Here is a 22,581-nt window from a genome sequence, read left to right on the forward strand (position 1 = left end):
AAGGCAATAAAAAAGGCTGCAATCGCAGCCTTTTTTTATTCGCGCCAGAGTATGTGGCAGAGCTTGTGGTCTTTCTCACGACACAGCAGAACGCGGGCAAAAATATCATTGATCTCGCCCCCGTCGGTCTCCGCCAGGCCAATTACCACCTCGGCGAAGAAGTCCGGGTTCAGGTCGTAATCGACATGTTCAGCCCAGTCTTCAGACGGATCGAACAGCTCGGCGCCGCCACGCTCTTCGAACTGTAAATTAAAGAGAATCACGTCAGCCGGGTCGAGATTATCGACGGCCAGTTCCAGAAAGATATCGTAGGCCTGCTCGAGCGTTTCGTCTTCGGTCAGGCGATTGTTCAGATCCATTTCCATGATGACTACCTGTTTAACATCGTTGGGCACGTTTTACAGCAACGGACTAAAGAAGTAAAACAGTCGTTCGGCAATTCGCTGCCATAGCGGCCTTTTCATCCACAGACGGGCATCCAGCAGGCGGGAGCGCGAGATATAATCATCCTGCACGGCCGCCAGATCGCCCCCAAAACCGGTATCGTCGATCACCAGCGTGATCTCAAAATTGAGCCACAGACTACGCATATCGAGGTTCACTGTTCCCACCAGGCTGAGCTCACCGTCCACCAGCACGCTCTTGGTATGCAACAGCCCACCTTCAAACTGGTAAATCTTCACCCCGGCTGCCAGCAGTTCGCTGAAAAAGGCCCGGCTGGCCCAGCCCACCAGCACCGAATCGTTCTTGCGCGGCAGGATGATACTGACGTCGACCCCGCGCTGGGCGGCCGTGCAGATAGCGTGGAGCAGATCGTCACTCGGCACGAAATAGGGGGTGGTCATGATCAGGTATTCGCGGGCGGAATAGGCGGCGGTCAATAACGCCTGATGGATCAGATCTTCCGGGAAGCCCGGTCCGGAGGCGATAGTGTGAATAGTGTGCCCGCTGGCCTGTTCAAACGGCATGATATTGGCATCCGGCGGCGGGGGCAGAATGCGTTTGCCAGTTTCAATCTCCCAGTCACAGGAGTAGACGATCCCCATCGCGGTGGCGACCGGGCCCTCCATGCGCGCCATCAGATCGATCCACTGACCCACACCGGCATCCTGTTTAAAGAAGCGCGGGTCGACCATGTTCATGCTGCCGGTATAGGCGATGTAGTTGTCGATGAGCACCATTTTGCGGTGCTGGCGCAGATCCATCCTGCGCAGAAACACACGCATCAGGTTAACCTTTAACGCTTCGACCACTTCCACACCGGCATTGCGCATCATGGATGCCCAGTTGCTGCGGAAAAAATTCACGCTACCGGCGGAGTCGAGCATCAGACGGCAGTGGATCCCCCGGCGTGCCGCGGCCATCAGGGATTCAGCTACCTGATCGGCTATGCCACCGGGCTGCCAGATATAAAACACCATCTCGATATTATGTCGCGCCAGCTGAATATCGCGGATCAGGGCATTCATCACGTCATCAGAGGTGGTCATCAATTGCAGCTGATTGCCTTTCACCCCGGCAATCCCCTGGCGGCGTTCACAGAGCTTAAATAACGACGCGGCGACGTCACTGTTCTCTTCGGCAAAAATATGTTTGCAGGATTTCAGATCGTTCAGCCATTTCGCCGTGGAGGGCCACATCGCCCGGGCACGCTCGGCCCGGCGTTTACCGAGGTGAAGCTCGCCAAAGGATAAATACGCAATGATGCCGACCAGCGGCAGGATATAAATAATCAACAGCCATGCCATGGCAGAGGGAACGGCTCGGCGCTTCATCAGGATGCGTAATGTCACCCCTGCGATTAACAGCCAGTATCCCAGAATGAGCAGCCAACTCACCACGGTGTAGAAGGTTGTCATAATAAAAAATCCTTTTGAAAGCGTATTGTTAAGAGTTTACGCGTCAGGATTTTTCTGGCAAATAAAAACGCCAGATAAAAGCGCTGGTCTGCCGCAGGCAAGGGACTATAATGAACGCTCTGTTTTGTGAAGAGTTGGTAACATGAAGCGCAGTAGAACAGAAGTAGGGCGCTGGCGCATGTTGCGACAGACAAGTCGTCGCAAAGCGCGTTGGCTGGAAGCACAATCCCGCCGTAATATGCGTATCCACGCCATCAGAAAATGCAGTATGAACCGTCATCGCAATGCGTTGCTGTTCGCCGTTCAGGATTACTGAATGACACAAGGGCACCCACAGAGGTGCCCGATGTTTTTTATTCGCTACGTCAAAAAGGAGGATGAGGTGTTTGCGGATTTGGGTGTACTGAATTTCTGGACCTATGTTGTCGGGGCTATTTTTATTGTTCTGGTTCCTGGGCCTAATACCTTATTCGTTTTAAAGACCGGTATTGGTCACGGTGTGAAAAAGGGCTATCTTGCCGCCAGTGGCGTATTTATTGGCGATGCGGTACTGATGTTTCTGGCATGGGCGGGGGTCGCGGCGCTGATCCAGACCACGCCAATGCTGTTTAATATTGTGCGCTATCTCGGGGCGTTCTATCTGTTATGGCTGGGCGGCAAAATGCTCTGGTCGGTAATAAGGCATACACAGCAGGGCGATGCTGGCGGTCTCGAACCGGCTAAAACCATAATGAAACGCTCGCTGGTGCTGAGTATGACCAACCCGAAGGCGATTTTGTTTTATGTCTCATTCTTTGTGCAGTTTATTGACGTTCACGCGAAGCACACCGGCGTCGCTTTTATGATCCTCGCGGTCACGCTGGAAATCATCAGTTTTATCTATATGAGCTTCCTGATCTTCTCCGGCGCGTTTGTTACGCGCTACCTGAAAACCAAAAAGAAACTGGCGAAGCTGGGAAATGGTTTAATTGGATTACTGTTTGTTGGCTTTGCGGCGCGGCTGGCATCGCTGAACTAATAAGAAAAGGCTCCTGGTACGGAGCCTTTTTTTATCCTAGAAAACTTTTTTAAACGGCTTCACCACGACGTTATCATACACGCCTGCCGCCACATACGGGTCGTCCTGCGCCCAGGCCTGTGCCGCTTCGAGCGATTCAAATTCGGCAATCACCGTTGAGCCGGTAAATCCCGCCGCGCCCGGATCGTTGCTGTCGACGGCAGGCATCGGGCCTGCGGTCAATAATCTGCCTTCGTCATGCAGCAGCTGTAAGCGCGCAAGGTGGGCAGGGCGTACGGAGAGACGTTTTTCCAGAGAATCAGCGACATCTGCAGCAAAAATCACGTAAAGCACAGCGGAGCTCCTTAACCGATAAAAGTGGGAATTACGTTATGTGAAAGTGCAGGTGACTGCAATGTAAAGATGGCAACATTGTTAAAACCTTGCGCCTGATGTGCCTTTTTTCGCCAGCTGGACGGTAAAATCGGGCGAAGTTTAACTGGCTTATTGAATATGATTGCTATTTGCATTTAAAATCAGGGCCTGGCTTTTTAACTGAAACGATTATGACTTCAATGACCCTCGATTTACCTCGCCGCTTTCCCTGGCCGACGCTGTTGTCCGTCGGAATTCACGGAGCCGTGGTGGCGGGTCTGCTTTACACATCGGTACATCAGGTTATTGAAATGCCAGCGCCCGCGCAGCCGATTTCGGTGACCATGGTAACGCCTGCGGAGCTGGAGCCCGTACAGGTCGCGCCTCCACCGGAGCCTGTTGCAGAGCCCGAACCCGAACCCGAGCCGGAACCAGAACCTGAAGTTGTTCCTGAGCCGCCAAAAGAAGCGCCTGTGGTGATCCACAAACCGGAGCCCAAGCCAAAACCGAAGCCGAAACCGAAGCCGGTGAAAAAGGTGGAAGAGCGTCCGAAGCGTCAAGAGCGCCCGGTTGAGCCACGTACCACGCAGCCCGTTGAGCGCGCAGCCCCGGCTCGCCCGGTCATGAACTCCGCGCCAGTTACCGCTAAGCCGGTTCCGGCGGCGCCGCCGGGTCCACGTGCGTTGAGCCGTAACCAGCCGCAATATCCGTCGCGCGCGCAGGCTCTGCGTATTGAAGGGCGTGTGCGGGTGAAATTTGACGTCACCGCCGACGGACGTGTGGATAATGTCCAGATCCTCTCCGCGCAGCCGTCAAACATGTTCGAGCGTGATGTGAAAAACGCGATGCGTAAATGGCGCTACGAAGCCGGTAAGCCAGGCAGTGGACTCATCGTCAATATTGTTTTCCGCCTCAACGGCGGGGCTCAGATGGAATAATGAAAAAAGCCTCCCAATCGGGAGGCTTTTTTTATGCCTGCGGTAATGCACGCGGTTTACCTTCGCTATCCACCGCCACGTAAATAAAGAGCGCTTCGGTGGCCTTATAGCGCTGGCCGATCGGTTCCGAAGAGACCTTCTTCACCCATACTTCAATATTGATCGACACCGAGGTATTTCCCCGCTTCACGCAACGGGCGTAACAGCAGACCACATCACCCACCGCGACAGGCCGCAGAAAGGTCATACCATCAACCCGGACCGTCACCACGCGGCCATGGGCAATCTCTTTAGCGAGGATCGCCCCGCCCATATCCATCTGCGACATTAACCAGCCGCCAAAAATATCGCCGTTCGCATTGGTGTCGGCGGGCATTGCAAGTGTGCGTAAAACCAGTTCGCCCTGCGGGGCGTTCGTTGTTGTCATTATGAACTCTACTTATTACGGAGGACTTCAGGCGGGATGCTACTATGATTTGCTGCCGGAGAGAACAGAAGAAAAACGCCAGGCTTATCAAGCCTGGCGGAAGGATTACTGCTTGTCATCCTGTGGCATGTGGCGATAGATGTAGATGCCGCTCAGGAGGGTGAAAATCAGCGTTAGGGCGGTCAGACCAAAGACTTTAAAGTTGACCCAGATATTCTGCGGCAGCCAGAAAGCGATATAGATATTCGCCAGACCACAGAGAATAAAGAATACCGCCCAGGCGATATTCAGGCGCGACCAGACCGCCTGCGGCAGCGCCAGCTCTTTACCCAGCATGCGCTGGATAAGCGGCTTTTTCATCACCCACTGGCTGAACAGCAGGGCGCCGGCAAACAGCACATAAATGACGGTCACTTTCCACTTGATGAACTCATCGTTGTGGAAAAAGACGGTCAGCCCGCCAAAGACGGCCACCAGCACAAAGGTGATCAGGGCCATTTTTTCAACCTTGCGGTAGCGCACCCAGCTGTAAATCAGCACGACTGCGGTGGCGACAATCAGGGCAGTGGTCGCGGCGTAAATGTCATACAGCTTATAGAAAGCAAAAAAGACAACCAGGGGTAAAAAATCAAGAAACTGCTTCATTCTTCGATTCCATCTATCAGCGACGGCCTGTACGTTCTGAACAGGCCATCAGAAAAAATTACTGGCGAATTAACGTGTACAGGCGGAACAAATAAACGAGCAAGACAGCGGAGATGAGGTTGCTCAGGGTATTCGCCACAACAGCACCAACGTTAGGCGTCAGAACGGCAAGATTGGGTGCAAACAGCAGCAGCAGGGTTTTCGCCAGCAGCCAGCTCATTACCGCTGGCGCGACCAGACGCATATTAGACCATGCCAGCCGGATACTGCTACGCATGGCGACAAAAATGCCCATGCGGTCCTGTACCAGCATCACGGGGGCGAAGGCGAGCACAATCGCCAACAGCACGCCCGGCACCACAACCAGCATAATCCCTAATTGCACCAGCATGGTGGTTAAAAAGATCAGAATGAACAGCCTGGGCAGCAGCGGCGCGCTGGCACCTATCGCCCGCAGCGCGCTGACGCGCTGCCCGGCAGAGACCAGCTGGATCATCAGCAGCACGCCGCCTGCCAGAATGGCATTGCCGATAAGACCGGAAAAGGTCGAGGCCGCAGAAGCCCGCAACAGGATCTGCTGCTGTTCCGGAGTCATGTTCTGCACCATCTCAAACAGACCAACGCTGCTGGCGATTTGATCGCCTTCGCTCAGGCTGGCAATTTGCTCCTCACTCGGCGAAAAAGCATGACCAAGTACCACCGTGATAAATGCGCACAACAAGGCGATCAGTAAAAAGGTAACGAACTGATTGCGGAAAAAATTCCCCGTGTCACGGTAGACAGACTTCGCCGTGATAGACATGCACTCTCCTTGAGTATTGCAGGTGTTAATTAGCGGGCAATTGTACCCTGGATAAGTGTACGGTGGCAGTATCAAGCCTTGTATGGAAAAGCATATCTTTGTAAAGCGCCCGTAATGCGTCGCTGCCATTTTGCGCGGTTGTGGGCAAGCAGGGCGTTTTGTGTCCGAAATGGCAAAATTGATCCAGACCCTGCCTACCAATTTTTGCCAGTTGTGAAAAAAATTAATTTAGATCAATGAATGTTAAATCCCTGAATTTAGTGTGATCAATGCAAGATCACTTATTAATCATTTGTGGGTATATTCCGTTCCTGAATAAAACCATAACGAGGGAATGGATATGAAAAAAGCAGCGGTGGCAGCACTGATTCTGAGTACGCTTTCCGGCGGCGCAATGGCCCACGAAGCAGGTGAGTTCTTTTTCCGTCTCGGGACGGCGACGGTACGTCCAACGGAAGGCTCGGACAATGTTCTGGGTCTGGGCGGTTTTAACGTCAGTAACAATACCCAGGCGGGGATGACCTTTACCTGGATGGCGACCGACAACGTCGGCGTTGAACTGCTGGCGGCCACGCCGTTTCGCCATAAAGTCGGTACGGGCCCAACCGGGGATATCGCCACGGTTCACCATCTGCCGCCGACCCTGATGGCCCAGTGGTATTTCGGTGATGCAGGCAGCAAGGTTCGCCCCTACGTTGGCGCCGGGGTTAACTACACCACCTTCTTTGATGAGAAGTTTAACGACACCGGTAAAGCGGCTGGCCTTTCCGATCTGAGCCTGAAAGATTCATGGGGTATGGCGGGGCAGGTGGGGCTGGATTACCTCATCAACCGCGACTGGCTGATTAATATGTCGGTCTGGTACATGGATATCGACACCGAGGTGCGCTTTAAGGCGGGGGATCAGCAGCAAAATATCAATACCCGTCTGGATCCGTGGGTGTTTATGTTCTCGGCGGGATACCGCTTCTGAAAATAAGAAGGCCCCGAGGGGCCTTTTTTTATTTACGCCCTAACAGCAGGCCAAGAACAATACCCACCGCACCCGCGGCGATCAGGCCGGTAAGAGGGTTATTTTTTACTGCGTCGGTAACATCAGTAACAACGTCGCTTGCCTGTGCAGCATATTTGCGCCCGGCACCCTTCAGCTGATGTTTTGGCGAATCAACGGCCTCGCCAAACTGCTGCTGCGCAGCGCCGGCGAATTCATCCAGTTTGTTCTTCGCTTTTTCACCTGCATATTGTGCATCATTATCAAGATTTTGGTCTGACATAACGTTCTCCTTTTGTAGTCAATGTTAAGCATAGACTCAACAGGGATATCCTGGAGAAAATGGGATTAATACTTAAGAAAGGGTGGCCTGGCGCCACCCTCTTATTATTTCTGGATGAGATAGCGGATGGTCGGCCCATCCTGTTGAATATCCAGTACCGTATAGCCGTGGTTTCTGGCGTCCAGGGGAATATTGTTGATGGATTGAGGGCAGTCGCTCACCACCTCCAGGATCTCGCCCTTTTTCAGTTGCGGCATCGCCTCAAGCGTGGCAACCGCCGGGTACGGGCAAGGTTCACCCAGCATATCGAGGCGGTAGTCGGGAACGATCGCTTTCATGCGGCTTCCTCACGAATGTCAGTTTTCATGGCAGCGCGGCGGAAGAAGCGTTTCTCCTGCGCCAGCACCAGCAAAAATGCGACCAGCAGCAAAATGTAGGTCACCAGTAATCCACCCAGCGGGCCAAAGGTGTTGAGAAGATTAACCTTGTCCCAGTTGGTCGCCAGCGCGGGGGATAAATCATCCCACCAGTAAGCCAGCAGGGTCGAGCCAATCACATTACCCAGACCAACCCACCAGTAGTGCACCTGGCCTTCCACCGCGCGGTACATCCACCCGGTCTCGCAGCCGCCCGCCAGCACAATCCCAAAGCCAAACAGTAGCCCGCCGATCACGGCGTTTGGCCCGGCCCACATGATTTTAGGCGCGACACCCAGCTGGACGTAGCTGAAGATCCCGATGGCGCTCACCGCCATCCCGGCGATAATCGCCTTCGCCATCATGGTGCGTCCGGTGATCCACATATCGCGAAACGCGGAGGTAAAGCAGATCTGCGCCCGTTCAATCAGCAGACCAAATCCGACACCGAACAGCATCGCCAGCCCGAGCTTCGGCTGGTTCAGCGCGGTACAGAGCGCCCAGGCCAGCATGCCGAAGAAGACCAGCATACCGAGACGAAAGCGACGACGGGCCTGATCCGGCTTCTGCGTTAACGGCGAGGCGGCGCTCACTTTTTGCATTTTGACCGGAATACGGAACAGGGGCAGCAGGGTAAAGCGCGCGCCAAAGTACGAGCCGACGGCGGTGGCGAGAGCAAAAAACCAGGCGTGGAGGGAGAACTGCGGGATCCCGGTGAAGAAAGCCGCAAGGTTACAGCCCATCGCCAGGCGCGCACCAAACCCGGCGATGATACCGCCAACCACCGCCTGGGCGATGCGGATCCGGCTGTGCGGCATGCGCAGCTTGACGTTGTTTGCCCAGAGTGCGGCAGCAAAACAGCCGCCGAACATACCGATGATCATCATGCCGTCGATGCGTGTGAGTGGGGAGCCATCAAGGTGAATGAGTTTGAAGTAACCCCACGCTTCGGTGTGAACGCCCGCCAGTTGCAGCAACTGCCCGCCCCAACGGGTAAATTCACCCGTAACCGCCCAGAAGGTGCCGGTGATACCAAAATAGTAGGTGGAGAGGATCCCGGCAGCGATAACGGCAGGAACAGGTGACCAGAACTTAATTAAATAAGTCTGCTTAAAGTATTGCCATGACATAGTTAAGCCTCTGAACTCAGAAGGTTTAAGGAGGAAGTGTTATAAAACGTGAGGATGATACGCCGGGAATCGCGTTTGAAAAGGATTAACTGCGTTAAAGATCGAAGGGATCAATTTATGCGTAAAGCCGCCTGGTAAAAAACCAGACGGCGACTCTTTTACTGCGGACGGGTTGCGGCTTTCATGGCGCTGACAAAGGCCTTCAGTTCGCTCAACATCTGTTCAGGCTTATCGACATTGTTCTCGATAATTTTGACGATCGCCGAGCCGGAAATCGCCCCGGCCGCCCCGGCACCCAGCGCCGCGGTCACCTGCTCAGGCGCTGAAATACCAAAGCCCTGCAGCGGCGGTGCGGCATTATACTCCGTCAGTTTTTCCACCAGATGGTGCAGCGGCAGGGCGGCTTTGTTCTCCGCACCCGTCACCCCGGCGCGGGACAGCAGGTAGGTATAGCCGCGACCGTGGGAGGCGATCTGGCGCAGCAGGTTATCATCGGCATTTGGTGGGCAGATAAAGATCGGCGCAACGTTGTGCCGCATCGCCGCCTGGCGGAACGGGGCCGACTCCTCGACCGGGACATCGGCGACCAGCACCGAATCCACGCCCACGCGCGCGCACTCGGCGTAGAACTCGTCAATGCCGCGGTTAAAGACCAGGTTAGCGTACATCAGCAGGCCGATGGGCATCGCCGGGTATTTCTGACGGATGGTTGCCAGCATCTCGAAGCACTGGGTCGGGGTCACGCCTGCGGCAAAGGCGCGCAGGGTGGCACTCTGAATGGTCGGGCCATCGGCCAACGGATCGGAGAAGGGGATGCCCAGCTCCAGCGCGTCGGCGCCCGCTTCAACCAGGGCGTCGATGATTTTCAGCGACTGCTCCGGAGAGGGGTCGCCCAGCGTGACGAAGGGAACAAACGCGCCTTCCTTGCGGGCCTTAAGTTCAGCAAACACGTTATCGTAACGTTCCATCAGATTTCCCCTCGTGCTTTCAGAATATCGTGAACGGTGAAGATATCTTTATCACCGCGACCGGACAGGTTCACCACCAGCAGCTGCTCTTTTTCCGGGTTCTCTTTGATCATTTTCAGGGCATGGGCCAGGGCGTGGGAAGATTCCAGCGCCGGGATAATCCCCTCCTTACGGCACAGGGTCTTGAACGCTTCCAGCGCTTCGTCATCGGTAATTGAGACGTACTCGGCGCGACCGATGCTGTTCAGGTGCGCGTGCTGCGGCCCCACGGACGGGAAGTCCAGCCCGGCAGAGATGGAGTACGACTCTTCAATCTGGCCCTCGTCGGTCTGCATCATCGGCGCTTTCATGCCGAAGTAGATGCCCACGCGGCCATGCTTCAGTGGCGCACCGTGCTCGCCGGTTTCAATTCCGTGACCAGCAGGTTCAACGCCGATCAGCCCCACACGGGTATCGTCGATGAAGTCAGCAAACATGCCGATGGCGTTAGAGCCGCCGCCCACGCAGGCGATCACCGCATCCGGCAGGCGACCCTCTTTTTCGAGGATCTGCGCTTTGGTCTCTTCGCCGATCATGCGCTGGAATTCACGCACGATGGTCGGGAACGGGTGCGGGCCCGCGGCGGTACCGAGCATATAGTGGGCGTTTTCATAGTTACCGGACCAGTCGCGCAGCGCCTCGTTACAGGCATCTTTCAGGGTGGCCGAGCCACTGTGCACCGGGATCACTTCCGCGCCCATCAGACGCATACGGAAGACGTTCGGCGACTGACGCTCAACGTCTTTTGCCCCCATGTAGATACGGCATTTCAGGCCGAGCAGGGCGCTGGCCAGCGCCGAAGCCACCCCGTGCTGACCGGCCCCGGTTTCGGCAATGATTTCGGTTTTACCCATCCGTTTTGCCAGCAGCGCCTGCCCCAGCACCTGGTTGGTTTTATGTGCGCCGCCGTGGAGCAGATCTTCACGCTTCAGATACAGGGTGGTATTCGTCCCCTCTGTCAGGTTGCGGCATTTGGTCAGGGCCGTAGGGCGTCCGGCGTAGTTTTTCAGCAGGTCGGTGAACTCAGCCTGGAAGAGCGGATCTTTTTGCGCACTCACGAACGCCTCTTCAAGCTGGCGCAGGGCGGGCATCAGGATTTGCGGCACATACATGCCGCCAAACTCACCAAAATAGGGATTTAATAATGTGGTCATCTTCTCTTCCTTAATATGCACGCAGCGTTTTGAACACCGAAGCCAGTTTGCTGGCATCTTTTATGCCCGGCTGCGACTCAACGCCTGAATTAAAATCGAGACCTGCGCAGCCCGCTTTGGCGGCCTCAACGCAGTTATCGGGGCTTAAGCCCCCGGCGAGCAGGACGTTATCCAGCTTCTCGCCCTGGAGCAGCGACCAGTCAAAACGCTGCCCGGTTCCGCCCTGGCCATTATCCAGCACATACTTATCAACATGCTGCAGCGTGCGCGGCGGCAGGGTGTCGGCCACGCTCAGCGCTTTCCAGATTTGCACCTGCGGTTTTAGCCTTTCACGCAGGGCATCGATATACGCCTGATCTTCGCTGCCGTGCAGTTGAACGGCGGTCAGGGAAAGCGACTCTGCCGTGGCAGCCACCTGTTCGATGGCACCATTACGGAAGACGCCCACATACTGTAACGGGGCGGCGGCGATCACCTCGCGCGCCTGCGCCTCGGTCACGTTGCGCGGGGAGGCATCAACGAAGATCAGCCCGCCGTAAATGGCGCCCGCTTCATAAGCCGCGGCGGCATCCTGTGGACGCGTCAGGCCGCAGACCTTATTCTCCCCCAGCAGCACGCGACGTACCGCGGCGCTGAGATCGTCCTGCTCCATCATCGCCGACCCAATCAGGAAGCCGTTGGCGAAGTGGCTCAGCTCGCGAACCTGGGCATAACTGTTGATGCCGGACTCGCTAATCACCGTTACGCCTGCGCCCAGACGCGGCGCCAGTTGGCGGGTGCGGTTCAGGTCGATGGAGAGATCGCGCAGGTCGCGGTTATTGATCCCGACCACTTTTGCCTCGAGGGCGATAGCGCGCTCCAGCTCCTCTTCGTTGCTCACTTCGGTCAGCACACCCATGTTAAGGCTGTGCGCGACCGCAGCAAGCTGGCGGTACTGTTCATCGTCCAGGACCGAGAGCATCAGCAGGCAGGCGTCGGCCTGATAAAAACGCGCCAGCCAGATTTGATACGGGTCGATGATAAAGTCTTTGCACAAAATCGGCTGCGGCGCGATGCCGCTGACGATGGGCAGAAAATCAAAACTTCCCTGAAAATATTTCTCATCGGTCAGCACCGAAATAGCCGAAGCGTGGTGCTTATAGATGGCGGCGATCTTCGCCGGGTCGAAATCGTCGCGGATCACCCCTTTCGACGGGGAGGCCTTTTTGCACTCCAGGATAAATGCGGTGCGCGCGCCCCGCAGGGCATCATAAAAACGACGGCTGCTCGGTACCACGTCATTCTGGAAACTGGCGAGCGGCTGCTGCTGTTTCCGCGCTTCAACCCAGATGGCCTTATCGGCAACGATTTTCGCTAATACGGTCTGCATTGTTTACCCTCTTGCCGCAAGTGCGGTCACTCGGTCGTAGGCTGCGCCGGAGCGCAGCACATCAATCACTTTTTGCGCGTTGACCTGTAAATCCTCTTCGCCGTGCAGACGCATCAGCATGGCGACGTTAGCGGCGACAGCGGCCTCATGCGCTGGTTCACCTTTACCTTGTAACAGGCGGGTCAGAATGTCACGGTTTTCTTCCGGGGTGCCGCCCGCAAGTTGTTTCTGGTGATACGGGGTTAAACCAAAGTCTGCTGCGTCAAGCTGATAGTTTTTGATTTCACCGTTGTGCAGTTCGGCCACCAGCGTCGGCGCATGGAGCGAGACTTCGTCCATCCCGCCGCTGTGAACCACCGCCGCACGCTGATAACCGAGTACCCGCAGGGTTTCGGCGATCGGCAGCACCAGTTCAGGGCTGTAGACACCAATCAGCGCCAGCGGCGGGTGCGCCGGGTTGATCAGTGGCCCAAGCACATTAAACAGGGTGCGGGTCTTCAGCTGCTGACGCACCGGCATGGCATGGCGGAAGCCAGTGTGATACTTCGGCGCGAACAGGAAACAGACGCCCAGTTCGTCCAGCGCATCGCGGGATTTCTCCGCATTCATGTCCAGATTAATCCCGAAGGCGGCCAGCAGATCCGACGAACCGGAACGGCTGGAGACGCTGCGGTTGCCGTGCTTCGCCACCTTCAGCCCACAGGCGGCAGCGACAAAGGCGCTGGCGGTGGAGATGTTGATGCTGTTACTGCCGTCACCGCCGGTACCGACGATATCCGCGAAGAGGTAGTCCGGGCGCGGGAACGGGGCGGCGTTTTCCAGCAATGCGGTGGCGGCACCGGCAATCTCCTGCGGCTGTTCACCGCGCACTTTCATGCTCACCAGCGCGGCAGCCAGCTGCTCAGGCTTCAGCTCACCGCGTACCACGGCGGAGAAGAGCTGGTGGCTCTCCTGCTGGCTCAGGGTCTGCGCCTGGTAGAGTTTTTCCAGAATCGGCTGCAGAGTGTTGGTCTGCTCCAGTTTCTGCAGCGCCCAGTTCAGGGTCTGCTCCAGCAGGCGCGCGCCCTGGGAGGTCAGAATGGATTCCGGGTGGAACTGCATCCCGCAAACCCGGTCCGCGTCGTGACGTACCGCCATTACCATCCCGTTGTAATGGGCGTTGATCGTCAGGCCCGCCGGGATGTTGCTGCCCACCAGCGAGTGGTAACGCGCCACCGGCAGGGGATTCATCAGCCCGGCAAACATCGCCTGGCCGTCGTGTTCAATGCTGGAGGCTTTCCCGTGCAGGATCTCACCGGCCTGGCCGACGTAGCCGCCGTAAGCCTCAACAATCGCCTGATGGCCCAGGCAGATACCGATGATCGGCAGCTTGCCGCGCAGGCGGGTCAGCAGCTCCGGCATACAGCCCGCTTCACTCGGCGCGCCAGGCCCCGGGGAGAGCATCAGCACCGGGTTTTGCATGGTGGCCAGACGGTCGATTAAGGTCTGGGCCGGGACATGGTTACGGTAAATCACCACATTGTGACCGTTAGCACGCAGCTGATCCGCCAGGTTATAGGTAAAGGAGTCGATATTATCGAGCAGCAGAATGTCAGCCATCAGAAAATCTCCTGTGCGTGATGGGCAGTCGCAATGGCGCGCAGTACCGCGCGGGCTTTATTGCGGGTTTCGTCAGCTTCAGACTGCGGAACCGAGTCGAGAACGATGCCCGCGCCCGCCTGGACGGTGGCAATGCCTTCTTCAACGTAGGCGGAGCGGATCACGATGCAGGTATCCAGGTCGCCGTGGGCGGTGAAGTAGCCCACCGCGCCGCCGTAGCTGCCGCGACGACGGCCTTCGGCCTCGGCAATCAGCTGCATGGCGCGGACTTTCGGCGCGCCGCTCAGGGTGCCCATGTTCATGCAGGCGCGGTAGGCGTGCAGCACGTCCAGATCCTGACGCAGCTCGCCCACCACGCGGGAGACCAGATGCATCACGAAAGAGTAACGGTCCACTTTGGTTAAGTCGGCGACGTAACGGCTGCCCGGGGTGCAGATACGCGCCAGGTCATTACGGGCCAGGTCCACCAGCATCAGGTGCTCGGACATCTCTTTCTGGTCGGTGCGCATCTCCAGCTCAATGCGGCTGTCCAGATCGCGGTCCAGTGAGCCGTCGGCGCGACGACCGCGCGGACGGGTTCCGGCAATGGGATAGATTTCAATCTGGCGGCTGGTGGCGTCGTACTTCAGGGAGCTCTCCGGCGAGGCGCCGAACAGCGTAAAATCGTTGTCCTGCATAAAGAACATGTAGGGGCTGGGGTTGCTTTTCTTCAGCACGTCGTAGGCCGCCAGCGGAGACGGGCAGGGCAGGGAGAAACGACGGGACGGCACCACCTGGAAGATCTCGCCTGCGCGAATGGCTTTCTGCATCTGGCGCACCACCACGCCGTACTCGTCGTCCGTCTGGCTGACGTCGCAACGCATTTGTTCCACGCGCTGCACCGGCAGTTCCGGTGGGGCTTCATTCATCTGCTCTTGCAGCTGGGCAATGCGCTGCTCCAGGCGCTGCTTCTCCGCCAGTAACGGGGTAAACAGGCTGGCCTGAATGCGGGTGTATTTTTTCTGGTGGTCGATCACCAGTAAGGTCTCCGCCAGGTAGAAGCAGTAGTCCGGACAGCGGTTGCCCTGTTCAAGCTCCGGCAGCTCTTCGAAACCGGCCACCAGGTCATAGGCAAACAGCCCGCCGAAGAACATCGCTTCGCGCTCGCTTTCCGGTACGTTCACCAGGTTTTGCAGCAGGCGGAAGGCATCAAACACCGACAGAGAACAGAGACGGGCATCTTCGTCCAGCAGCTGGCTCACCGGCGGGAAGTGCAGGATCCGCTGGTCCGGGCGATGTTCGTTCTCAATGCCCGCGGGCAGGACATCGTCCAGCAGCGACAGCAGGGCCGCACCGTTTTCAGAAAGCGCCTTCAGGGTGACGGTGTTGCCCAGGGCGGTGATGCGCAGGGCGCTGTCGACCAGCAGCAGGCTTTTCAGATCGTCTTTACTGTCGATATCCGCCGACTCCAGCAGCAGCGTGGCAGGACGGGCGCCACACACCTGATGGAACAGGGCTGTGGGATTGTGGCGATAGGCCGCCTCACGGGTCAGCAGTTCAAGATTCGGTTTGGCTGTTTGCATTATGTTGTTCTCTTTATTCTGTTCATAAAAAAGCCCGCTCAGTGGCGGGCCAGGTATCTGTATGCATGACGCAGACGTACGACACTGCCCGACAATTCAGGAGGTGCGCCACCAGCTATGCAGAGAAAAATGTGCGGTCATTTCCAGATACCTCGTTGAGTGAACTTGCGTACTAGTTAACTAGTTCGATGGCTTATTGTCAACCCCCGATTTCAGAATTTCACCACATGCCGTTATGATGGCGGCGCAGATATTGACGAGCAGTGACGGGAGCCGCTTTGAGCGACACGAATTACGCAGTGATTTATGATTTACACAGCCATACCCAGGCCTCCGATGGCCTGCTTACGCCTGAAGAGCTTGTCCATCGTGCCCATGAGATGCGCGTGGGTACGCTGGCCATTACCGATCACGACACCACCGAGGCCATTGCGGCCGCGCGGGCGGAAATTGCCCGCAGCGGATTGCCCCTGACCTTAATCACCGGCGTGGAGATTTCCACCGTCTGGGAAAACCACGAGATCCATATCGTCGGGTTAAACATCGATATTGAGAACCCGACCCTCTGTGCGTTCCTGGATGAACAAAAGATGCGGCGCGTACAGCGGGCAGAGATGATCGCCGAACGTCTGGAGAAAGCGCATATTCCCGGCGCGTGGGAAGGGGCCCTGCGTCTGGCGAATGGCGGGGCGGTGACCCGCGCCCACTTTGCCCGTTTTCTGATTGAAGCCGGGAAAGCAAATAACATTGCGGATGTGTTTAAAAAATATCTCGCCCGCGGGAAAACCGGATACGTTCCTCCCCAGTGGTGTACAATAGAACAAGCTATTGATGTCATTCATCATTCTGGTGGTAAGGCGGTACTGGCCCATCCGGGGCGGTATAACCTTTCCGCCAAATGGCTGAAACGTCTGCTGGCATACTTTGCCGAACACGGCGGAGAGGCGATGGAAGTCGCTCAGTGTCAGCAGGCACCCAACGAGCGCAGTCAGCTGGCTGAATATGCCCGCCAGTATGGACTCTTTGCCTCCCAGGGCTCTGATTTTCATCAGCCTTGTCCCTGGATAGAGCTGGGACGCAAGCTCTGGTTACCCGCCGGTGTCGAGCCGGTGTGGCACCTCTGGGAGCAGCCAACGCCAATTGAAGAGAGGGGAGTATGAGCCAATTTTTTTATATCCATCCTGACAATCCGCAGCCGCGTTTGATTAATCAGGCCGTGGAGATCGTGCGTAAGGGTGGCGTTATTGTCTATCCAACTGACTCAGGCTATGCGCTGGGCTGTAAGATCGAAGACAAAAACGCGATGGAGCGTATCTGCCGGATCCGCAACCTGCCTAACGGGCATAACTTTACCCTGATGTGCCGCGATCTCTCTGAGTTATCGACCTACTCCTACGTGGATAACGTGGCGTTTCGGTTGATCAAAAATAACACGCCGGGTAATTACACCTTTATCCTCAAGGGGACGAAAGAGGTGCCGCGCCGCCTGCTGCAGGAAAAACGCAAAACCATCGGGATGCGCGTGCCGTCAAACCCGATTGCTCAGGCGCTTCTCGAGACGCTGGGCGAGCCGATGCTCTCCACCTCGCTGATGTTACCGGGCAGCGACTTTACGGAATCCGATCCCGATGAGATCAAAGACCGTCTGGAGAAACAGGTTGAGCTGGTGATTCACGGCGGCTATCTCGGCCAACAGCCGACCACGGTGATCGATTTAACGGAAGATGCCCCGGTTGTGCTGCGTGAAGGGGTGGGGGACGTGAAGCCTTTCCTGTAATTTCATAGGGTACAGGGTCATCTGTTTAGCATGATATTCTCGCTATAATGACCCTGATATTATCACTCCGCCTGTCTTCTTATTCCTTCCTGTAGTAAATATCTTGTGATTTTCTGAAAATAGTTCGTTGCTGGAATAATCTCGCCCCTGCCTGAATATGTTGATGTACGATAAGCGAACATATGCTTATTGAAAAAAGGATATCTATGGCGTTGCAAGGGAAGTTAATCCTCAACGGGGCAGACTATGCGCCTTTTAATCTGTACGGCGTGGGTGTATTTATGGCGCATTCGGGGTTAGGGGCATACCGGAACAATATTAACTGTGCTGCTGTTGCAAAATTAGGGCCTATCCCACCCGGAAAATATTGGATTGTAGATCGCAAAGAAGGCAACTACTTTTCTCAGAAGCTAACGGAAATACACGATGAGGCTAATAGATTTTTTGGCCGACGTGCCTTTGGCAAGTCGGACTGGTTTGCGTTATGGCGCGATGACTGGAATATCGACGATGATACCTGGATAGAAAATGTCAAGCGCGGCAACTTCCGGTTGCATCCCGGTACAGTTTCCAAAGGTTGTATAACTATCGCCAATAATTCAGATTTTTCGATGATCCGCAATGCGGGGATGGGTGGAGGTGGTTGATGGTGGCAATACTAAAAAAAAATTGCGCATAAAATCATTAAATTTATTTATTTTATTGTTATATTGTGTTGGTCACACTTTCCCATATGCCGAATTATATATTGATGAGGATTTTGCAACAAAATGGGCGTTGTTTTTCTATGGGGGTGAAGACGCGGAATCCATGTATGACGCTTATACCGATATAGATCTATCTATAATGATATCAATAGCAATGCCAATATATTTTATAACAATGAAGTTAATCAAAAAATTAAGGAGCAAATAAAATGCCAATTCCTCCGTATATGTGGCTCAAAGACGATGGTGGCGCCGATATTAAAGGTTCTGTAGACGTGCAGGACCGTGAAGGCAGCGTCGAAATTATCGGTCTGAGTCATGGCATCAACCTGCCTGTTGACAGTGCCAACGTTAAAATTACCGGTACACGCCAACACTCATCCATGATGATTGAAAAGGAAGTCGATAGCTCCACGCCCTACCTCTATAAAGCAGCCGCGACAGGCCAGACGTTGAAAAGTGCCGAGATCAGGTTTTATCACATTAACGACGCAGGACAGCAAGTCTGCTATTACACGGTGTTGATGGAAAACGTGAAGATCACTGGCGTTAACTGCGCTGTACCTAACGTAAAATTATCGGGCAACGATAAAATGAATCATGTAGAAAGCGTCAGTATTCAGTATGAAAAAATCACCTGGCGTATCGTGGATGGCAACATTCAGTTCACCGATGCCTGGAATGAGCGGCCTACGGCCTGAGAAATCTGCCTGCCCAAATCGTTGGGTTTGCTTCAGGTTACCAGCACCCGCTCGCCGCGGCGCAAAACTTGTTGAATCATTTAGTCTAAAATTCATGTAGTATGTGCGGCCATGAATCACTGGGCGAGACGTATTGTCTGCCATTATGTGTGCTGTGAAAAAGTTACAGATCATTGAGTTAAGGTTGAATCGCGCTTAACTCCTTGTTTTCGAATGTATACCAGACGCCTGTGAAGGCGACACCTGAAGGAAGCTCAATGAGCGAGAAATTACAGAAAGTGCTGGCCCGCGCCGGCCACGGTTCACGCCGTGAAATCGAAACCATTATCGAAGCAGGTCGTGTCAGTGTGGACGGTAAAATCGCCACGCTGGGCGACCGTGTGGAAATCGTACCAGGCCTGAAAATCCGTATCGATGGCCACCTGATCTCGGTGAAAGAGTCCGCCGAGCAAATCTGCCGCGTACTGGCTTACTATAAGCCGGAAGGTGAGCTCTGCACCCGCAACGATCCGGAAGGTCGCCCAACCGTATTCGACCGCCTGCCAAAACTGCGCGGCGCGCGCTGGATCGCTGTAGGTCGTCTGGATGTTAACACCTGTGGCCTGCTGCTCTTCACTACCGATGGTGAACTGGCAAACCGTCTGATGCACCCAAGCCGTGAAGTGGAGCGTGAATATGCGGTCCGCGTGTTCGGTGAAGTTGACGACAATAAGATCCGTGAACTCTCCCGCGGCGTGCAGCTTGAAGATGGCCCGGCTGCGTTTAAAACCATCAAGTTTACCGGTGGTGAAGGTATTAACCAGTGGTACAACGTCACCCTGACCGAAGGCCGTAACCGCGAGGTGCGTCGCCTGTGGGAAGCCGTTGGCGTGCAGGTTAGCCGCCTGATCCGCGTTCGCTACGGTGACATTCTTCTGCCGAAGGGGCTGCCACGTGGCGGCTATACCGAGCTGGATTTAACCCAGACCAACTATCTGCGTGAGCTGGTGCAGCTGGCGCCGGAAACCTCCTCGAAAGTGGCGGTAGAAAAAGATCGTCGCCGCATGAAGGCGAACCAGATCCGTCGTGCGGTTAAACGCCATAGCCAGGTCAGCGGCAATAATCGCCGCTCTGGCAGCCGTAACAACAACGGCTAAAAAATAAAAAACCCGGCCTGGCCGGGTTTTTTGTTAATAGTCGATGCCGATTTGCGCTTTAACGCCTGCATCAAAGGCGTGTTTCACCGGGCGTAACTCGCTGACCGTATCCGCCATCTCCATAAGATCCCGATGACAGCCGCGCCCGGTAATAATCACCGTCTGGTGCGCCGGTCGGTTGTTCAGCGCATCAACCACTTCCTGTAACGGTAAATAGTCGTAGGCCACCATATAGGTGATCTCATCGAGCAGAACCATATTCAACGTGGTATCCGCCAGCATGCGCTTTGCATGCTCCCAGACCGCCAGGCAGGCCGCGGTGTCAGTGTCGCGGTTTTGCGTGTCCCAGGTAAAGCCGGTCGCCATAACCTGAAACTCTACACCCTGCGGCTCCAGCAGATTACGCTCGCCGTTAGGCCACTCGCCTTTGATGAACTGGATCACACCCACCTTTTGTCCATGACCGACGGCGCGCGTGGCGGTCCCAAAAGCGGCAGTGGTTTTGCCTTTGCCGTTGCCGGTGAAGACGATAATAATTCCGCGCTCATCCTGAGCTGCGGCAACGCGGGCATCGACCTGCTCTTTCAGGCGCTGCTGGCGCTGCTGATGACGTTCATCACTCATTGCGATATTCCTGGTTTACGGCCGGGTTGGGCATCAAAGGTCATGCCGGTTTTCCGGCGGCTGTCATCGCCCATCAGCCACAGATAAAGCGGCATGATATCGGCAGGGGTTTTCAGTTTAAGCGGATCTTCGCTCGGGAACGCGCTGGCGCGCATGCTGGTGCGGGTCCCGCCGGGGTTGATGCAGTTTACGCGCAGATGGCGGTTCTGATACTCCTCGGCCAGGACCTGCATCATCCCTTCGGTGGCAAATTTCGAGGCGGCATAGGCGCCCCAGTTAGCCCGACCCTGACGCCCAACGCTGGATGAGGTAAACACCAGCGAGCCGGAATCAGACTTCAGTAATAAAGGAAGCAATGCCTGGGTAAGGAAGAAGGTACCGTTAACGTTGACCTGCATCACCTGCTGCCAGATCTCCGGCGTTTGCTCTTCCATGGGACGCACTTCGCCAAGGAAGCCCGCATTATGCAGTACCCCGTCCAGACGGGGATACTCAGCTGAAATACGATCAGCAAGTTCCCTGCAGCTCTGGGGGGTACAGGTTAACAGGTCGAGAACATATTCGCGGGTCGGCGCGCCACCTTCACTGGCGATCGCCTGAGCGACGTCACGCAATTTATCTTCATTACGTCCCAGCAAAATCAGGCGCGCACCGTGGCGGGCGTAAGTCAGCGCCGCTTCGCGACCAATACCGTCGCTGGCCCCCGTGACCAAAATAATACGTTTTTGCAGTAGATCTTTTTTCGGTTGATAGTGCAAGGTCACTCCTCTGGCGCGCGTTGGCGCGGCCCATGCTGTGCGGTCTCTTTTCGGCTTTATGCCCGAAAGCGCGGTTGATTACAATCAGTCTACCGGAGAGTTCGCTGTAAAATTAACAATTTGCAAATATTTCATTCATAAATAAACATTTCTGAAGAGGGCTCGCAAGGGTATCGTCAGGTAAGAGACGCCTGGTGAAGGCTGTTGTACACTGGGTGGGAAAACAAGTGGTTAAACCAAGGTGGACGCGTGGAATTACTTTCTGAGTACGGTTTATTTCTGGCCAAAATTGCGACGGTGGTGATTGCCATTGCGGTGATCGCCGTTCTGATTGTTAACCTGACGCAGCGCAAACGTCAGCGCGGCGAGTTGCGCATTACCCGCTTAAGCGAGCAGTACACTGAGATGAAGGAAGAGATGTCAGTGGCGCTGCTCGATGCGCATCAGCAAAAACAGTGGCACAAAGCGCAGAAGAAAAAGCACAAACTTGAAGCGAAAGCGGCAAAGCAGAAAGCAAAGCAGGAACTCCATCCGGAGGTGGCAAAGCCACGGGTCTATGTGCTGGACTTTAAAGGCAGCATGGACGCCCATGAAGTCTCCTCCCTGCGCGAGGAGATCACTGCTGTGCTGGCGGTGGCAAGAGCTGAAGATCAGGTGGTGCTGCGTCTCGAAAGCCCGGGTGGGGTGGTACATGGTTACGGGCTGGCCTCTTCACAGCTGCAACGTCTGCGTGACAAACATATCCCGCTGACGGTGGCGGTGGATAAAGTCGCTGCCAGCGGCGGTTATATGATGGCTTGCGTGGCCGATAAAATTGTCGCGGCGCCTTTCTCTATTATTGGTTCGATTGGCGTGGTGGCGCAGATCCCTAACTTCAATCGTTTCCTGAAAAATAAAGACATCGATGTTGAGCTTCACACGGCGGGCCAGTACAAGCGCACGCTGACCCTGTTGGGTGAAAACACCGAAGAGGGGCGACAGAAATTCCGCGAAGATCTCAATGACACCCATCAGCTGTTTAAAGGATTTGTGAAGCAGATGCGACCCACGCTCGATATCGACGAGGTTGCCACCGGCGAGCACTGGTACGGTACCCAGGCGCTGGAAAAAGGGCTGGTGGACCAGGTGGGAACCAGCGACGATCTGCTGCTCTCGCTGATGGAGGGCCGCGAGCTGGTGGGTGTGCGCTATACGCGCCGTAAAAAGCTGATGGACCGCTTTACCAATAGCGCCGCAGAGAGCGCGGATCGTCTGCTGCTGCGCTGGCTACAGCGAGGGCAGAAACCGCTACTGTGAATAAAAACGCGAGGCCAGTGCCTCGCGT

27 protein-coding genes, 1 pseudogene and 1 other annotated feature are annotated in these 22,581 nt (G+C 55.6%); of the genes and pseudogenes, 11 read left to right on the forward strand and 17 right to left on the reverse strand.

The genetic code is table 11. The annotated features are described in order from the left end of the window. Positions 1-35 precede the first annotated feature (35 nt). A complete protein-coding gene (locus tag ACT3IC_RS18895) occupies positions 36-365 on the reverse strand; it encodes an HI1450 family dsDNA-mimic protein (RefSeq protein ID WP_103179912.1) in 330 nt (109 codons plus the stop codon). Positions 366-398: 33 nt separating this feature from the next. Further along, a complete protein-coding gene (gene cls / locus ACT3IC_RS18900; protein ID WP_473478595.1) occupies positions 399-1,859 on the reverse strand; it encodes a cardiolipin synthase in 1,461 nt (486 codons plus the stop codon). 142 nt (positions 1,860-2,001) lie between these two features. Between cls and ACT3IC_RS18905 the strand changes: the two genes are divergently transcribed. Beyond that, entirely contained in the window at positions 2,002-2,175 is a 174-nt protein-coding gene (locus ACT3IC_RS18905; protein ID WP_139156347.1) for a YciY family protein, read from the forward strand. A gap of 66 nt (positions 2,176-2,241) precedes the next feature. Further along, complete coding sequence (gene leuE, locus ACT3IC_RS18910) at positions 2,242-2,877, forward strand: leucine efflux protein LeuE (RefSeq protein ID WP_103822506.1); 636 nt, start codon at positions 2,242-2,244, stop codon at positions 2,875-2,877. 36 nt (positions 2,878-2,913) lie between these two features. Here leuE and ACT3IC_RS18915 read toward each other — a convergent pair whose 3' ends face one another. Further along, positions 2,914-3,210, reverse strand: a complete 297-nt coding sequence (locus ACT3IC_RS18915; RefSeq protein WP_032611245.1) for a YciI family protein — start codon at positions 3,208-3,210, stop codon at positions 2,914-2,916. A gap of 221 nt (positions 3,211-3,431) precedes the next feature. On the opposite strand from ACT3IC_RS18915, the gene tonB reads away from it, so the two are divergent. Continuing rightward, entirely contained in the window at positions 3,432-4,169 is a 738-nt protein-coding gene (tonB, locus tag ACT3IC_RS18920; protein ID WP_473478943.1) for a TonB system transport protein TonB, read from the forward strand. 31 nt (positions 4,170-4,200) lie between these two features. On the opposite strand, the gene yciA is transcribed toward tonB, so the two are convergent. The 4 genes and pseudogenes from yciA to ACT3IC_RS18940 form a co-directional block, all read right to left on the reverse strand. After that, a complete protein-coding gene (gene yciA, locus ACT3IC_RS18925) occupies positions 4,201-4,596 on the reverse strand; it encodes an acyl-CoA thioester hydrolase YciA (RefSeq protein WP_103179910.1) in 396 nt (131 codons plus the stop codon). Positions 4,597-4,701: 105 nt separating this feature from the next. After that, positions 4,702-5,241, reverse strand: coding sequence for a septation protein A (locus tag ACT3IC_RS18930; RefSeq protein ID WP_103179909.1), 540 nt, complete (start codon positions 5,239-5,241; stop codon positions 4,702-4,704). A gap of 58 nt (positions 5,242-5,299) precedes the next feature. Beyond that, complete coding sequence (locus ACT3IC_RS18935) at positions 5,300-6,043, reverse strand: YciC family protein (RefSeq protein WP_103179908.1); 744 nt, start codon at positions 6,041-6,043, stop codon at positions 5,300-5,302. A gap of 25 nt (positions 6,044-6,068) precedes the next feature. Continuing rightward, positions 6,069-6,158, reverse strand: a pseudogene (locus ACT3IC_RS18940) (YkgJ family cysteine cluster protein); the annotation flags it as partial. A 225-nt stretch (positions 6,159-6,383) separates the two neighbouring features. Between ACT3IC_RS18940 and ompW the strand changes: the two are divergent. Further along, positions 6,384-7,016: an outer membrane protein OmpW gene (gene ompW, locus ACT3IC_RS18945; RefSeq protein ID WP_103179907.1), complete on the forward strand. Its 633-nt coding sequence runs from the start codon at positions 6,384-6,386 to the stop codon at positions 7,014-7,016. A 28-nt stretch (positions 7,017-7,044) separates the two neighbouring features. Here the strand turns inward: ompW and ACT3IC_RS18950 are convergent, their stop codons facing one another. The 8 genes from ACT3IC_RS18950 to ACT3IC_RS18985 form a co-directional block, all read right to left on the reverse strand. After that, the gene (locus ACT3IC_RS18950; protein ID WP_103179906.1) at positions 7,045-7,317 is read right to left on the reverse strand and encodes an ElaB/YgaM/YqjD family protein; all 273 of its coding nucleotides are present in this window, start codon (positions 7,315-7,317) and stop codon (positions 7,045-7,047) included. Positions 7,318-7,421: 104 nt separating this feature from the next. Then, positions 7,422-7,655, reverse strand: a complete 234-nt coding sequence (gene yedF / locus ACT3IC_RS18955) for a sulfurtransferase-like selenium metabolism protein YedF (protein ID WP_103179905.1) — start codon at positions 7,653-7,655, stop codon at positions 7,422-7,424. Further along, positions 7,652-8,863: a selenium metabolism membrane protein YedE/FdhT gene (gene yedE, locus ACT3IC_RS18960; protein WP_103179904.1), complete on the reverse strand. Its 1,212-nt coding sequence runs from the start codon at positions 8,861-8,863 to the stop codon at positions 7,652-7,654. Before yedE ends, yedF begins: the two co-directional genes overlap by 4 nt. A gap of 158 nt (positions 8,864-9,021) precedes the next feature. After that, positions 9,022-9,831 (reverse strand): tryptophan synthase subunit alpha, encoded by an 810-nt coding sequence (gene trpA / locus ACT3IC_RS18965; protein ID WP_103179903.1) that lies wholly within the window; start codon positions 9,829-9,831, stop codon positions 9,022-9,024. Further along, positions 9,831-11,024: a tryptophan synthase subunit beta gene (gene trpB, locus ACT3IC_RS18970; protein ID WP_103179902.1), complete on the reverse strand. Its 1,194-nt coding sequence runs from the start codon at positions 11,022-11,024 to the stop codon at positions 9,831-9,833. Before trpB ends, trpA begins: the two co-directional genes overlap by 1 nt. A gap of 10 nt (positions 11,025-11,034) precedes the next feature. Further along, complete coding sequence (gene trpCF, locus ACT3IC_RS18975) at positions 11,035-12,393, reverse strand: bifunctional indole-3-glycerol-phosphate synthase TrpC/phosphoribosylanthranilate isomerase TrpF (protein ID WP_473478605.1); 1,359 nt, start codon at positions 12,391-12,393, stop codon at positions 11,035-11,037. A 3-nt stretch (positions 12,394-12,396) separates the two neighbouring features. Next, on the reverse strand, positions 12,397-13,992 hold the full coding sequence (gene trpD, locus ACT3IC_RS18980) for a bifunctional anthranilate synthase glutamate amidotransferase component TrpG/anthranilate phosphoribosyltransferase TrpD (RefSeq protein WP_473478607.1): 1,596 nt from the start codon (positions 13,990-13,992) through the stop codon (positions 12,397-12,399). Further along, positions 13,992-15,554 carry an anthranilate synthase component 1 gene (locus ACT3IC_RS18985; protein ID WP_473478610.1) on the reverse strand — a complete coding sequence of 521 codons (1,563 nt, stop codon included), beginning with the start codon at positions 15,552-15,554 and terminating at the stop codon, positions 13,992-13,994. Before ACT3IC_RS18985 ends, trpD begins: the two co-directional genes overlap by 1 nt. A gap of 24 nt (positions 15,555-15,578) precedes the next feature. Continuing rightward, positions 15,579-15,674 (reverse strand) — a sequence feature (Trp leader region). A gap of 158 nt (positions 15,675-15,832) precedes the next feature. On the opposite strand from ACT3IC_RS18985, the gene rnm reads away from it, so the two are divergent. The 6 genes from rnm to rluB all read left to right on the forward strand — a co-directional run bounded on the left by rnm (position 15,833) and on the right by rluB (position 19,875). Further along, positions 15,833-16,714, forward strand: a complete 882-nt coding sequence (rnm, locus tag ACT3IC_RS18990; RefSeq protein WP_156654656.1) for an RNase RNM — start codon at positions 15,833-15,835, stop codon at positions 16,712-16,714. Beyond that, positions 16,711-17,331 carry an L-threonylcarbamoyladenylate synthase gene (locus ACT3IC_RS18995; RefSeq protein ID WP_103179897.1) on the forward strand — a complete coding sequence of 207 codons (621 nt, stop codon included), beginning with the start codon at positions 16,711-16,713 and terminating at the stop codon, positions 17,329-17,331. Before rnm ends, ACT3IC_RS18995 begins: the two co-directional genes overlap by 4 nt. A 206-nt stretch (positions 17,332-17,537) precedes the next feature. Beyond that, positions 17,538-17,978: a DUF2778 domain-containing protein gene (locus tag ACT3IC_RS19000; protein WP_420193735.1), complete on the forward strand. Its 441-nt coding sequence runs from the start codon at positions 17,538-17,540 to the stop codon at positions 17,976-17,978. Beyond that, positions 17,965-18,246 (forward strand): hypothetical protein, encoded by a 282-nt coding sequence (locus tag ACT3IC_RS19005; RefSeq protein ID WP_473478614.1) that lies wholly within the window; start codon positions 17,965-17,967, stop codon positions 18,244-18,246. The genes ACT3IC_RS19000 and ACT3IC_RS19005 overlap by 14 nt, the downstream gene beginning before the upstream one ends. 1 nt (position 18,247) lies before the next feature. Continuing rightward, the gene (locus tag ACT3IC_RS19010) at positions 18,248-18,739 is read left to right on the forward strand and encodes an Hcp family type VI secretion system effector (RefSeq protein ID WP_473478617.1); all 492 of its coding nucleotides are present in this window, start codon (positions 18,248-18,250) and stop codon (positions 18,737-18,739) included. A 257-nt stretch (positions 18,740-18,996) separates the two neighbouring features. After that, entirely contained in the window at positions 18,997-19,875 is an 879-nt protein-coding gene (gene rluB / locus ACT3IC_RS19015; RefSeq protein ID WP_103822250.1) for a 23S rRNA pseudouridine(2605) synthase RluB, read from the forward strand. A 33-nt stretch (positions 19,876-19,908) separates the two neighbouring features. Here rluB and cobO read toward each other — a convergent pair whose 3' ends face one another. Together cobO and ACT3IC_RS19025 are read right to left on the reverse strand one after the other, a co-directional pair. Then, positions 19,909-20,499 carry a cob(I)yrinic acid a,c-diamide adenosyltransferase gene (cobO, locus tag ACT3IC_RS19020; protein WP_103179892.1) on the reverse strand — a complete coding sequence of 197 codons (591 nt, stop codon included), beginning with the start codon at positions 20,497-20,499 and terminating at the stop codon, positions 19,909-19,911. After that, positions 20,496-21,257: a YciK family oxidoreductase gene (locus ACT3IC_RS19025; RefSeq protein ID WP_180210515.1), complete on the reverse strand. Its 762-nt coding sequence runs from the start codon at positions 21,255-21,257 to the stop codon at positions 20,496-20,498. Before ACT3IC_RS19025 ends, cobO begins: the two co-directional genes overlap by 4 nt. Before the next feature lie 249 nt (positions 21,258-21,506). Between ACT3IC_RS19025 and sohB the strand changes: the two genes are divergently transcribed. Then, positions 21,507-22,553 carry a protease SohB gene (gene sohB, locus ACT3IC_RS19030; protein ID WP_103179890.1) on the forward strand — a complete coding sequence of 349 codons (1,047 nt, stop codon included), beginning with the start codon at positions 21,507-21,509 and terminating at the stop codon, positions 22,551-22,553. The last annotated feature ends 28 nt before the right edge of the window (positions 22,554-22,581 follow it).

It is taken from the genome of Leclercia sp. GHBNCSD (assembly GCF_055805075.1).